Annotated in this window: 10 protein-coding genes and 1 pseudogene; 1 reads left to right on the top strand and 10 read right to left on the bottom strand. The window is 65.5% G+C overall.

Annotated features, from left to right (window positions below):
- Window positions 1-129: 129 nt before the first annotated feature.
- Window positions 130-1,197, top strand: a pseudogene (locus OSH10_RS02920) (saccharopine dehydrogenase C-terminal domain-containing protein); the annotation flags it as partial.
- 327 nt (window positions 1,198-1,524) lie between these two features.
- On the opposite strand, the gene OSH10_RS02925 reads toward OSH10_RS02920, so the two are convergent.
- The 10 genes from OSH10_RS02925 to OSH10_RS02970 form a co-directional block, all read right to left on the bottom strand.
- On the bottom strand, window positions 1,525-2,259 hold the full coding sequence (locus tag OSH10_RS02925; RefSeq protein WP_266330024.1) for an iron-sulfur cluster assembly protein: 735 nt from the start codon (window positions 2,257-2,259) through the stop codon (window positions 1,525-1,527).
- A complete protein-coding gene (locus tag OSH10_RS02930; RefSeq protein ID WP_266330025.1) occupies window positions 2,246-3,283 on the bottom strand; it encodes an amidohydrolase family protein in 1,038 nt (345 codons plus the stop codon). Before OSH10_RS02930 ends, OSH10_RS02925 begins: the two co-directional genes overlap by 14 nt.
- 206 nt (window positions 3,284-3,489) lie before the next feature.
- Entirely contained in the window at window positions 3,490-4,503 is a 1,014-nt protein-coding gene (locus tag OSH10_RS02935; protein ID WP_266330026.1) for an ABC transporter permease, read from the bottom strand.
- 58 nt (window positions 4,504-4,561) lie between these two features.
- A complete protein-coding gene (locus tag OSH10_RS02940) occupies window positions 4,562-6,088 on the bottom strand; it encodes a sugar ABC transporter ATP-binding protein (RefSeq protein ID WP_266330027.1) in 1,527 nt (508 codons plus the stop codon).
- Window positions 6,089-6,186: 98 nt separating this feature from the next.
- Window positions 6,187-7,275 (bottom strand): substrate-binding domain-containing protein, encoded by a 1,089-nt coding sequence (locus tag OSH10_RS02945; protein ID WP_266330028.1) that lies wholly within the window; start codon window positions 7,273-7,275, stop codon window positions 6,187-6,189.
- Window positions 7,276-7,525: 250 nt separating this feature from the next.
- The gene (gene rpiA, locus OSH10_RS02950) at window positions 7,526-8,230 is read right to left on the bottom strand and encodes a ribose 5-phosphate isomerase A (RefSeq protein WP_266330030.1); all 705 of its coding nucleotides are present in this window, start codon (window positions 8,228-8,230) and stop codon (window positions 7,526-7,528) included.
- Between the two features lie 37 nt (window positions 8,231-8,267).
- A complete protein-coding gene (locus tag OSH10_RS02955) occupies window positions 8,268-9,110 on the bottom strand; it encodes a MurR/RpiR family transcriptional regulator (RefSeq protein ID WP_266330031.1) in 843 nt (280 codons plus the stop codon).
- 10 nt (window positions 9,111-9,120) lie between these two features.
- Complete coding sequence (locus OSH10_RS02960) at window positions 9,121-9,801, bottom strand: HAD-IA family hydrolase (protein ID WP_266330032.1); 681 nt, start codon at window positions 9,799-9,801, stop codon at window positions 9,121-9,123.
- A gap of 31 nt (window positions 9,802-9,832) precedes the next feature.
- Window positions 9,833-11,353 carry a xylulokinase gene (gene xylB / locus OSH10_RS02965; protein WP_266330033.1) on the bottom strand — a complete coding sequence of 507 codons (1,521 nt, stop codon included), beginning with the start codon at window positions 11,351-11,353 and terminating at the stop codon, window positions 9,833-9,835.
- A gap of 4 nt (window positions 11,354-11,357) precedes the next feature.
- Entirely contained in the window at window positions 11,358-12,809 is a 1,452-nt protein-coding gene (locus OSH10_RS02970) for an aldehyde dehydrogenase family protein (protein WP_266330034.1), read from the bottom strand.
- Between the last annotated feature and the right edge of the window lie 407 nt (window positions 12,810-13,216).

A 13,216-nucleotide genomic window follows, 5' to 3' on the forward strand; every position in this document is an offset into this window, starting at 1 on the left:
GCTTCCGTCATTTCGTCGGACAGGCCGTCGTTTCGTCGGCGGAACGGCGGTCGAGCTTCATTTTCCACGCTGGCGACCGCATCGCCCGCCCCGGACAATCGGTGCCTCGAGAGCGAGGGAGCCGCTGCCATGAAGACCATCACCGTCGTTGGAGCCGGAAAGATCGGCAGCACCATCGCGTCGATGCTGGCGGAGACGGGTGACTACCGGGTCGAACTGGTCGACCGCAGCGAAGCGAGCCTCGACGCCCTGCCGGCACGGCCGCGCCTGACACACCGCGTGGTCGATGTCGCCACCGAAGGCGCGCTGGCCGAAACCCTGGCCGGCTCTTTCGCCGTCATCAGCGCCCTGCCCTTCCACCTGACGACCGCCGTCGCCACGGCCGCGATCTCAGCCGGCGTCCACTATCTCGACCTGACCGAAGATGTCGCCAGCACCCGTTTCGTGAAGGCCATGGCCGCGACCGCCAGCGCGGCGCTGATCCCGCAATGCGGCCTCGCACCCGGCTTCATCTCGATCGTCGCCAGCGACATGGCGCGCGATTTCGACAGTCTCGACAGCATCCGCATGCGGGTCGGCGCGCTGCCGCAGTTTCCCTCCAACGGGCTCAATTACAGCCTGACCTGGAGCACGGACGGCGTCATCAACGAATATTGCGAGCCCTGCGAGGCGATCACCAATGGACGGCTCGTCTCGGTGCCGCCGCTGGAAGAACGTGAGGAATTCTCGCTCGACGGCGTGCTCTACGAGGCGTTCAACACCTCCGGCGGCCTCGGCACGCTGTGCGAGACGCTCTCCGGCAAGGTGCGGCGGCTCAACTACAAGACGGTCCGCTATCCCGGCCATGCGGCGATCATGAAGGTGCTGCTCGACGATCTCCGCCTCTGCGCCCGGCGTGAATTGCTGAAGGATATTCTGGAGCAGTCGCTGCCGACGACGCGGCAGGATGTGGTGGTGATCTTCGTCAGCGTCAGCGGCATGAAGCAGGGCCGGCTTGTCGAAGAAATCTACGCCAAGAAGATCTATAGCCGCGGGGAAGGCCCGAGCGCCTGCAGCGCCATCCAACTGACGACCGCCTCGGCCGCCTGCGCGGTGCTCGATCTGCTGGCCGAGGGCAAGCTTCCCGCGACGGGCCTGGTCCGGCAGGAAGACATTCCGATGGCGGCGTTCCTCGCCAATCGCTTCGGCAGCGTCTACCGGCCGGACGGATCCGGCACCACCGACAGCCAGGGGAGGCAGGAAAAGACGGCGGAGCCGCATCCTGCCGATGGCGCCCGCCGCCACGCCAAGGCGGCGGGCCTCCTGCCCGCCTGAGAAAACCGACCGGTCGGCCTCACCGGCAGAAGCCGATATTTTTCTGGGAACGATCGTCGCCATCCGGGGTTGCCTTCCCAGATGCGGCGCGCGTCAACCGGACGTGGCGGCACGGGGAACAGGGCAGTTTTTCCGGTTTCTTGCCCTGACCAACGCATAGGTAGTCGAGCCCCTATCCCGCCCGCGCCGCATCGAATTCTTCTCGAAAGATCAGGCCGGATTGGCCGCCGCCAGAATCCGGCAATGCTCGGCGTTTGCCGACATGGTGACCGCCGTGCCGCGCACACTGCGGACATGCACCGCCCACTGCGGCAACGCGACGGGCTCGCCCTGGGCAGTGACGAATGCCCGGTCACCGGGCAGGTTGCGGCGCAGCGCCAGATAGCGCGCCACCGGTTCGGCCAGACCGACTGTCTCTTGGGCGATCCGCTCCAGATCCGAAAGGGTCCATAGCGCCGGCGGCGGCAGGTTGCCCCCCTTGGGCAGTTCATCGAGCACGGCGTGCTGGCGGGCCAGAAAAGCCTTTTCCAGGAAGGTGTGGCGCAGGCCGTCCAGTTCGCCTTCGGCCTTCTGCGGAAAGGCTTCCATGAAGGAGAGATCCTGCGCGACCGCCTCGTTGATGCGCCGCGCCGCGAAATGATCGCGCAACACCACTTCGGCGGAAAGGACCCAGGGCAGCGCCACCACGGCCGCCTTGATGTCGGCCGCCATCAGAAACGCGAAGTTCGCCGCGCACCATTGCGTCGGCAACTGGAAGGCAACGCCGACCGATCCGCCGTCGACCTCGATCGACTTGATGAACCCCATTGCCGTGACCGTCTCGTCCAGTTCGGGGTCGCGGATCGTCTCCAGAGCGAGGCGCACCTCTTCCGCTCGCGCCTCGGTCAAGCTGTCCGCGACCGCCAACGGCGCAGCGGGCGACGGCGTGGCTTCATTCGGCCGCATGGCGGGATGCCTCGGCTGCCGGCAGATCGACCGGCGGCAGGTTCAGCAGCGCATCGGCATCGAGACCGTAGAGCTTGGCCGCGTTGAGGCCCAGAATCTTGCGCTTGGCGTCGAGGTCGAGCGCGTGTCCCGCCTCGGTCGTATCCTCCTCATCGAGCTCGAACGCCATGAACGCCTCAATGATCCAGTCGGGACTGGTGATCGCGTAGTCCGAGCCGAAGATCAGCCGGTCCGGCCCGACGCCCCAGAGCAGTTCGATCAGCATCGTCTTGAAATGGCGCGGCCGGGCGCGGATGAACGAGGTGACCAGCGCCAGCCCGCCATAGACGTTCGGCTCCTGCCCGGCGACGGCGCAGAAATCGTCGATGCGCGGCATGCCGCAATGATCTACGACGAAGGTCAGGTCCGGAAAGCTCGTCGCGACATGGTCGACATCGCGCACGTCGAAGGCGTCATAGTCGAGCGGATGCGTCGTCGGACCCTTATGGACATGGATGATGGTGATGCCCAGTTCGCGGCACTTCTCCAGATAGGGCCTCACGAAATCGTCGGACAGGCGGTAGCCGCGCGAGATGCCGTTCCATTCGCCGGTATAGAGCTTGACGCCCTTGAAACCGAAGCGGTCGTGGTCCTGCTCGAGCCTTGCCAGACCGCGCGAGCCCTCACGCGGATCGATCCGGCCGTTCAGCACGACGCGATCCGGGCAGAGCGCCTTCAGTTCACTACACTGATCCGTGGTGTTGAAGCCGTCCTTGTAGAAATCCCGGAGATCGACGGGCAGCATGATGGCGGCGTCGCAATAGCCGTCGACGAACAGGTCACGGGCCGCCTTTTCGGCGCCGTAGTAGCGGAACTGGTCCTGCGTCCAGCGCTTGTCGGCCGGCGTGAAGCCGACATGCCCGCCCCAGAACGTATCGATGAAGGTGCGGCCATAGTCGTTGCGCCAGTTCTCCGGCCGCCCATCCCAGAGGTGGGTGTGGCCATCGACGATCAGAATGCGCTCTCCGTCCGGCGTAACGAACATGGATCCCTCCCTGGATCTTCCTGGCAGAGACTAGGCCGCGGACCGTCCCTGCAAAGAAGCTTTGCAATCGACGGCACGCTGCCCCTCGCGCCTTATGGTCTGTCCAGGGCCCGGCATAGTCGCGGAAACAGCGCGCCTCGGGCGCCGTTTCCCATGGTCTCCTCCGCGCCGATCGGCGCGATGCGCAACGCTAGCGCGATGCGCGGTCAGCTGAAATAGCGCACACGGATGGCGTCGATGGCAACGGCGATGAAGATCATGACGCCGCCGATGATGCCGACATAGAAGGACGGCACCGAGATGATGGCGAGGCCGACCTGGATGATCGTCAGGAGCAGCACGCCGCCCAGCACGCCGATGACATTGCCACGGCCGCCGAACACGCTGACGCCGCCGATGATGGGGGCCGCGATGGCATAGAGCAGATAGCTCGAGCCCTGGTTCGAGGTGATCGCCATCTGCCAGGACGCCAGCAGGAATCCGGCGCAACCGGCCAGGAAGCCGGCCAGCGTATAGGTCAGGATCTTGACCCGGTCGACGCGGATGCCGGCCGAATTGGAGGCGACCGGATTGCCGCCCACCGCGTAGACGCGGCGGCCGAATACGGTGTTGGAGAGCAGGATGCCGACACCGACCAGCGCGATGACGAAGATGAACGGCATGACCGGCCAGCCGCCGATCGTCGCCTGGCCGATCCAGACATAGCCGTCGGAAAGATTGGTGATGGTGCGGCCCTGGGTCAGCGCCAGCAGCGCGCCCTGCAGGATGATCATCATCGACAGGGTCTGGATCAGCGACACCATCTTGAGCTTGGTGATGCAGAGGCCGTTGAAGAAGCCGATGAAGGTGGCGACGCCGACGCCGACCAGCATGCCCGGGAACCATGGCAGGCCCCAGTCGGAATAGGCCATCGCGCCGATCGCCGAGGAGAAGCCGAGATTGGCCGGCAGCGACAGGTCGATTTCGGCGACCAGAAGCGGCAGCGCCACGGCGAGGCCCAGCATGCCGAGCACCGTGGCCTGCACCATGATGTTCTGCATGTTGTTGACGGTGAAGAAGAACTGGTTGAACAGGCCGAAGATCACGACCAGCGCGATCAGCCAGATCCACACCACATTGTGCAGCACCCATCCGAGGACGGAACGGCCGCCCTCCTTCGCGGTGGGGGCGGTGCCGGCGGGGCTCGCGGTCTTGGCGGCGGCGGTCATCGTGCGGCTCATCTCTTCCTCGTTGTCAGCATGGCATTCCGGGCGACCGGCGCAAGATCCGAATGTGGACCTAGGCCGGCTCAAGCCCCCGGAGCCTGTCATTGGTGATCTCGGAGCCCGTGAGCTCGCGGGCGATGGTGCCGTTTTCGAAGATGCAGACCCGGTCGACGGCGCGCGTGATCTCGTCGGTATCGGTCGAGACGATGATGACGGCGACGCCCGTCCGGCTCAGATCGTCGACGATTCGCAACACGTCCTGCTTCACGCCGACATCGATGCCGCGTGTCGGCTCGTCGAGGATCAGCACACGCGGCCCGGTCGCCAGCACGCGGCCGAGACAGACCTTCTGCTGGTTGCCGCCCGAAAGCGTGTCGACCGCGACCTCGGCCGAGGGCGCCTTGATATCCATCGCCGCGAAATAGCGATCCGAAAGCTTCAGCTCGGCCTCCTTGCTCAGGAAGCCGGCATTGGCCACCGCCGAGAGCGACGACAGCGAGATGTTGGCGCCGATCGACATCTGGCCGATCGCGCCATCGCGGCGGCGGTCGTCGGACAGGAAGGCGATGCCGGATTCGAAGGCATCGCGCGGATGGCTCGGCAGCTTCTGCGTCTCGCTGCCATCGGCAAAGCGGATCGTGCCGGATTGCACCGGCGTCAGGCCGAAGATGCAGCGCGCCAGTTCCTTGGCGCCGGCGCCGGGCAGACCGGTAAAGCCGACCACCTCGCCGGGGCGCAGGTCGAGCGCGGGAACGCGGACGCTGGGACCGACAATATCGCGAAGCTCAACGGCGGGGGCGTCATCGGCGAAGCTGCGGCGCTCGCGCTGGAACAGCACTAGGCCCCGGCCGAGCACCAGCTCGGAAAGCTGCGCCGAGGTCAGGCTGCCGACATCCTCGGAGCCGCCGGCCAGCACGCCGTCGCGCAGCACCGATACGGAGTCGCAGATATCGAGGATCTCGTCATTGTAGTGTGAGATGAAGATGAAGGTGACGCCGTCGGCCTTCAGCCGGCGCATGAAATCGAACAGCTGCTTGCGGTCCTCGACCGTCAGGGCCGCCGTCGGTTCATCAAGGATGATGATCTTGCCGCCGCTGAACATGGCGCGGAGGATGTTGAGCTTGCGCCGGGCCACGGCGTCGAGCTTGCCGGCCGGCTTGTCGAGATCGATGCCGGTCCCGGCCAGCATGCGCGCGGCGTCCTTGCGCAGCTTGCGCCAGTTCACGAAGCCGAAGCGGCGCGGCCAGATGCCCAGCATCAGGTTTTCGGCGGCGGAGAGATGATCGATGATCATCGGCTCCTGGGTGACCAGGAACACGCCCGCCTCTTCCATGGACGGCACGTCGGCATGGCCGAGCGCCACGCCATCAAGGTAGATGGTGCCCGTCGTCGGCTGGCGCTGACCCGACATGATGCCGACCAGCGTGCTCTTGCCGGCGCCGTTTTCGCCCAGCAGGCCATGGATCGAGCCGCGGCGGATGGCGAGGCTGACATCGCGCAGCGCCACGGCGCCGCCATAGACCTTGCCGAGATTCTCGACCCGCAGAACATAGTCGCTCGCGGCCTGCGATCTGGATGTCATCGGCACGGTCACGCGCATCTCCTGTCAAAAACGGAACGGCCGCGCATCGAGCGCGGCGCAACAGAAGGCAACGCCGCGCCGGAGGAACAGGTCCACCGACGCGGCGTCCTTGCCGACTATGTGTAAGGGATCTTCCATTCGATCTCGGCGATGGCGCCCCAATGGCGCGGATCGGCCGAATTCGACTTGTCGATGATGAAGGGCGGAATGATCAGCGTCGGGCCGGTCTTGCCGGCGACGATCTCGCCCTTCTCCCAGAAATACTTCTTGTTCTCGTACGGGCCGATCGGAACGGCCTGCTTCTTCATCGAGTAGGTGCCGAGCATCTCGACCGCGATCTGGCCATAGGCGATCGGATCCTGCGACACGCAGGCGTCCATGAAGCCGTCCTGGATCCACTTCAGCGCGACCGGCTCGCCGTCGATGTTGACGAAGATGACGTGGCCTTCCTCGCCGACCTTCTTCCAGCGACCCTTCTGCTGCAGCGCCGTGACGATGCCGCGCGAAGGCGAATCGGAGGGCGCATGCACCGCGTCGAGATCCGGGAATTCCGACAGCGTCGAGAGCGTCACGGCCAGCATCTGGTCGAGCGCGCCTTCGGTCGGACGGGCGAGATACTTGATCTCCGGATACTTGGCGAACTCGGCGTCCATGCCTTCCTTGCGCAGGCGCCAGGCGACGCTCTGCAGCGCGCCGAAGCAGTTCAGCACGGTGCCCTTGGGGCTGCCATACTTGGCGGTCAGGCGCTTGATGATCTCCTGGGCCGCCATCTGGCCGCCAAGGTAGTTGTCGAAGGAGACGGTGATCGCGACGTCGCCGCCATCGGCCGGCGTGTCGATGATGCCGACCGGAATGCCCTTCTGGTTATAGCGGCGGATCGCCGAGACGATCGCCTGGCTGTCGATCGGGTCGCTGATGATCGCCGAAGGGTCGGAGAGCATGAGGCTCTGCCACTGCTCCAGCTGGCGGGTGTTGTCGAAATTGGCGTTGGTCGCCTGGAATTCCCACTTGTTCGCCTGGACCGCGCGCTTCACGGCCTCTTCCTGGATGACGAAGAAGTAGTAGTCGAGGCTCTTGTTGCTATAGGGAACGAAGACGCGGTCGGCCGCGAAAGCGCTGCCGCTCCCGCCGACCATGGCTCCGACACCGAGAGCCGCGCCTGCCTTGAGCAGGCCGCGACGGCTGAGGTTGTTCACGTTTGTCACTCAATCCTCCCATGTCCCATCGGCTCCCTAATCCCTGCCGACTGGAATGCATCTAGTTTCACTACATCACGATGGACTGTCAATGGCCAAGCGGCCAACGATGATCCGGTATTTTTGGCTTAAATAGTTGATTTGATAGTCGAATATATGGAAATCGCGGACAACACGATCCGGCACCTCCCCGCGATAGCGGGGAAGCCTGGAAGCCGGTAGCTGAACCATTCTGAAGCGGGATGTTTGTTTTACTACATCACCGCATGGCAACGTAGGCGGTGCCATCGAAACAGCCGACCACCATGCCCTGCGATTCCCGCGTGAACAGGCCATTCTCGACAACGCCCGGGATCTGGTTGAGCTTGATTTCCAGCTGTTCCGGATCGGGGATAACGCCGCAGCGGCAGTCGAGGATGAAGTTGCCGCTATCGGTCACGACAGGCTGGCCGTCCTTCATTCGCCGCACGATGACGGCATCGGCGATGCCATGCTCGGCCAGCAGGCGCGAAACCATGCGCTCCGTCTGCTTCCAGGCGAACTGCACCACCTCGACCGGCAGGGGGAAGCCGCCAAGCTGGTCGACGATCTTGGTCTCGTCGCAGATGGTGATCATGCGCTTCGAGGCATGGGCGACGATCTTTTCCCAGAGCAGGCAGGCACCGCCGCCCTTGATCATGCGGAACTGCCGGTCGATCTCGTCCGGGCCGTCCACGGTCAGGTCCAGCTCGCCGATCTCGTTGGGATCGGTGATCTTGATGCCGACTTCCCGCGCGACGTCATTGGTGGCGCGCGACGTTGTCGTGCAGGTGACCTTGAGACCTGCGGCGACATGCTTGCCAAGCTCGCGCACGAAGAAGTGCGACGTCGTGCCGGAGCCGAGGCCGAGCTTCATGCCGTCGCGCACGAATTCCTCGATCACCTTGCGGCCGGCTACCTTCTTGGCTTCATCCTGAGCGGTCATCTCTTGTCCTTCGAATGCGAAACGGATCGGGCGGCGGTCAGATCTTGTCGGTCTGCCACGAATCGAGCGCCGGCAACTGGTCGGGGAATTCGCTGCCGCTGGTGACGGCGATCGAGGTCACCAGCATGTTGATCACCAGGTGATGATTGAGGCGCGAGGCGAGCGGGGTCAGCAGTTCCGTGCGGTCATAGGGCGTCACCGCGATCAGCACGTCGGAGACATGCGCCAGCGGGCTGTCCGCCGCCGTGATCGAAACGACCCGGGCGCCGCCGGTGCGGGCGGCGATCGCCAGTTCGATCATCTGCTTGGTGTGGCCGGACTGCGAGAAGATCAGCGCCACCTCGTTGGGCCGCGACGCTTCGGCGTGCAGCCACTGCCTGGTGCGCCCCATGACCGCCGCGCAGCGCATGCCGAGCCGCTGGAACTTGTGCTCGGCGTCAACCGCCGTCACCTCGGAAATGCCGGTGGCATAGATGCCGACCCAGCTTGCCGCCTGCAGCAGCCGGGCGCCCTCCTCGATCTGGGCGGGCAGCAGATCCTCGAGCGCGCGCTGGATCGCATTCAGCGAATTGCGGGCGGTCTTGCGGACGATGTTCTCGATCGAGTCGCCCGGCACGATCTGCTCATAGGCGAAGGGCGCCGACGGCACGAGGCTCTGCGCCAGGTTGAGCTTGAAGTCCTGATAGCCCTCGAAGCCGAAGCGGCGGCAGAAGCGCATCACGGTCGGGTCGCTGACGTCGCATTCCTGCGATAGCCGCGCCATGCTCATATGGATGACCTTGCCCGGATGCGTCTTGACGAAATTGCCCAGCCGCTGCTCGGCCGGCCCCATCCGGTCGTGCTCCTGGAGAATGCGCTGCAGCAGGCTGTTGGCTGACATTGGGTATCCCTCAGCTGGCCGCCTGGACGGGCCGGTAGGCCATGAGATCGAGCAGCCGCGTCAGACGCTGCTCTGGCTCCGTCGGGACCAACTTGCCGCCGCCCCAGGGAACGACGAAGAACGGCGCGTCGGCACCGACCGCCGTCGCCTGGTCGACCGTGGTGTCGCCGACATAGGCCCACTCCCCCTGGCCGAGCCCCATCAGCTTCGTCACGGCCAGCAGATGGCCAGGATCCGGCTTGCAGGCCGGCACCGCGTCGGCGCCGAGCACGGCATCGAACAGGGGCGCGATGCCCAGCAGATCGAGAATGCGAAGCGTCAGCGCATGCGGCTTGTTGGTACAGATGCCAAGGCGAAAGCCGGCCTGCTTCAGCGCCGCCAGATCCTCGCGGACATGGCTGTAGAATTTCGTCAGCCGCGCCGGCGCCTCGCCATAATGGGCGAGATAGGCGGCATGCGCGGCCCGGATCGTCTCGTCGTCACTCGGCAGACCGAGTTCGACCAGCATGTCGAGCAGCAGGCGGCGCGGGCCATTGCCGATGAAGCGCTCGACGAATTCCGTCTCCTGCTCCGGCCAGCCGCGCGAGCGCAGATAGGCATTCACCGCCGCCGCGATGTCCGGCGCGCTGTCGATCAGCGTGCCGTCGAGGTCGAAAATCAGCGCCCCATAGGAGGCGAGCGGCTTCGTCATGTCTGTCTTTCTGTCGACAATACCGGTCTCGTCACACATCGAGCTTCGCTTCCGCAATCGCCTCGAAGCTTTGCGACAAGGCCGGATAAAGACCTTCGAAGATCCCGAAGGCGCGGCGCAGCGTGTCGCCGGTCTCGCGATCGGGGAACTGGCGCGTCAGCGGCTTGCAGAGCTGCGCCGCCGCCTTCGCGTCCGGCCAGATGCCGACGCCGACGCCCGCCACCAGCGCCGCGCCAAACGCGCCGCCCTCGGCCGCGCCCTCGGTCGTCACAACCTCGCAATCGAACAGATCGGCCTGCATCTGCCGCCAGAGCGCCGAACGCGCCCCGCCGCCCGACGCCTTGATGACGCTGTGCTGCATGCCGATCCGCTGCATCAACCCATGAATATCGCGCAGCGCATAGGTGACGCCTTCCATGACGCTGCGCGCCAGGTCGCCGCCCTCGTGGCGGGCCGTCAGCCCGACGAAGGCGCCGCGCGCGATCGGATCGGGATGCGGGCAGCGCTCGCCATAGAGATAGGGCAGGAAAAACAGGCCCTTCGCACCGGCAGGACTCGCCGCCGCCTTGGCTACGATCTCGTCGAAGGAGAGCTGTTCGCTTCTCTGCCCCATCGAACCCATCGCATCGCGGAACCACGACATGGCGCCGCCGGCATTGAGCGAGACGCCCATGCAGTGCCAGCTATCCGGCGCGACATTGCAGAACACCTGCAATCGACCCTCGGGATTGTCCTCCGGCGCTTCAAGCGCGCTGGCGACAATGCCGGCGGTGCCGATCGTCGTCTGCAATTCGCCGGGCATCATCACGCCGGAACCGAGCGTCTGGATAACGCTGTCGCCGCCACCCCCCACGACCGGAACACCCTCCGGCAGACCGAACAACGCCGCGCCGGAGCGGTTCACCTGACCGGTAACGACCTGCGATTCATGGCACGGCGGCAGCAGCGCCGGATCGATGTCGAGACGTTCGAGCAGTTCGCCGGACCATGCCCGCTTGCGGACGTCGAACAGACCGGTGCCGGACGCATCCGACACTTCCGTCGCGATCTCGCCGGTCAGCACCAGCCGCAGATAGTCCTTCGGGTTCACGACGTGGCGGAGCTTTGCGTACAGCTCCGGCTCGTGGTTGCGCATCCATACGATCTTGCCGCCGGTATAGCCGACCAGCATGCGGTTGTTGGTGAGGGCCAGCAGCGCCTCGAGGCCGCCGGCCTTTTCCGTGATCTCGGCGCATTCCGCGCCGTTGCGCTGGTCGTTCCAGAGCAAGGCCGGCCGCAGCACGCGATGGGCTTCGTCGAGCGGCGTCAGACCGTGCATCTGGCCGGAAAGGCCGATGCCGGCGATCTCGACATCGTCCCGCTTGGCCAGGACGGCGGCGACCGACTGGCGGGCACCCTCGATCCAGAGTGCGGGATCCTGCTCGGTCCAGCCGGGACGCGGCTGCGACAGGCCATAGGTCGCGGTCGAACTGGCGAGCACGCCGCCGGCCTCGTCGATCAGGAGCGCCTTGCAGCCAGACGTGCCGATATCGATCCCCAAAAGGGCCCGCATGATGCTAGCGCCCCTTCGGCTCATCGTGGCGGATGCGGATATGCTTGAAGTTGAAATATTCGAGCATCCCCTCGCGGCCATGCTCATAGCCGACGCCGCTCTGCTTGCGGCCGCCATAAGGCGCGTTCATCACGCCGGCATCGACATTGTTGACCGCGACATTGCCATAGTCGAGACGCGTGGTGAGGTAGCGCACCTCGTCCATGTCCTTGGCGTAGACATAAGAGGCAAGGCCGTAAGGTGTGTCGTTGGCGCGCGCGATCGCCTCGTCGAGACCATCATACGGCGCGACGCCCAGCAGCGGCCCGAACGTCTCCTCGCTCATCACCTTCATGGCGTGCGTGCAATCGGCCACCACGGTCGGGCGGAAGAAATGCCCGCGCGCGAACTGTTCGCCTTCCGGCGCCGCGCCGCCCGTCACCAGCCGCGCGCCCTTGGCGAGCGCATCGGCGAGATGCTCCTTCGTCTTCGCGAGCGGATCGGCCGAAGCCATGGCGCCGAGATCGGCATCGGGCTTGTCGAGGCCGTTGCCGATGGTAAGCGCCTCGGCCGCGACCTTTACCTTGGCAAGGAACGCCTCGTAGATCGGGCGGGCGACATAGACGCGGTTAATCGCGATGCAGATCTGGCCCATATTGCGGAACGAGCGGCGCACCGCGCCCTTGACGGCCGCATCGAGATCCGCCGATTCCGTGACGATCATCGGGCAATTGCCGCCCAGCTCCAGCGACATGCGCTTGACCGTGGTGGCGGATTGCTGGATCCGCAGCCCGACGCTGCTCGAGCCGGTGAAGGCGATCTTGTCGACGCCCGGATGCTCGACCAGCGCCTGGCCGACCACCGAGCCCGGCCCGGTAATGACATTGACGACACCGGCCGGAATCTTGGCTTCCTCCACCTTCCGGGCGATCGCCAGCGCCGTGAACGGCGTCAGATCGGCCGGCTTGATGACGATGGTGCAGCCGGCGGCAAGCGAGGCGCACAGCTTCCAGCCGACCAGCTCGGCCGGATAGTTCCACGGCGTGATCGCGCCGACGACGCCGATCGGCTCGCGGATGACAAGGCTGTGGTGATCGGTGGTGTCACCCGGCACGATCTCGCCATGTACGCGGACCGCTTCCTCGGCGTAGAAATGGCAGGCTTCGGCGAGCTTCAGGATTTCGCCGCGCGCCTCGTTGAGCGGCTTCCCCTGCTCCATCGTCATGATCCGCGCCATGCCGTCCGCATCGGCGGCGATCGCGTCGCCCAGCCGATGCAGCGCCCCGGAGCGCGCCTTGGCCGGCTGATCGGCCCAGCCGCGGAAGGCCGCGCGCGCCGCGGCGACAGCCTCGTTGATCTCGTCCGCGGTCGAGGCGGCGATCTCGCCGATCGACTCGCCCGTCGCCGGGTTGAGGACCGCGATATGGGCGCCGGCGCCGACCTTCCAGCCGCCACCGATGAACAGCTTACCACTCAATTCCGAGATCATTTCATCCGTCCCTGTGACCCGGCGACACGCCCATCCGAACCCACGCTGGGCATGAAAACAGCCTATCCGAGGCCGAGCATGGCGGCAGAATATAGCATAACTACACGAGCACAAGACCGTCCGGCGAGCGAGTTGTGGAAGCGTCGGCGCAGACAGGCCTTCCTGGATCAAGCGCTTAGGATTCCTGCATTTATTCGGCCACGACGGCCGTCGTTCACCGATAGTCCGGACCAGCTTGACCGACGCTTGGCCAGCCCGAGCCAGGGTGAGCCGCAGCGAGCTTGATAGTTTTACTACAACGTCAAGCTACCGCATCTGGCCCCGCCGCTGGGCCCTCGCCTGCGGTCCCTTTTGTCCTCTTGCTGGCCCCCGCCGCCCCGCGTGCACTGCACACT

Origin of the sequence: Kaistia defluvii, assembly GCF_026343955.1 — a bacterium.
GTDB lineage: Bacteria > Pseudomonadota > Alphaproteobacteria > Rhizobiales > Kaistiaceae > Kaistia > Kaistia defluvii.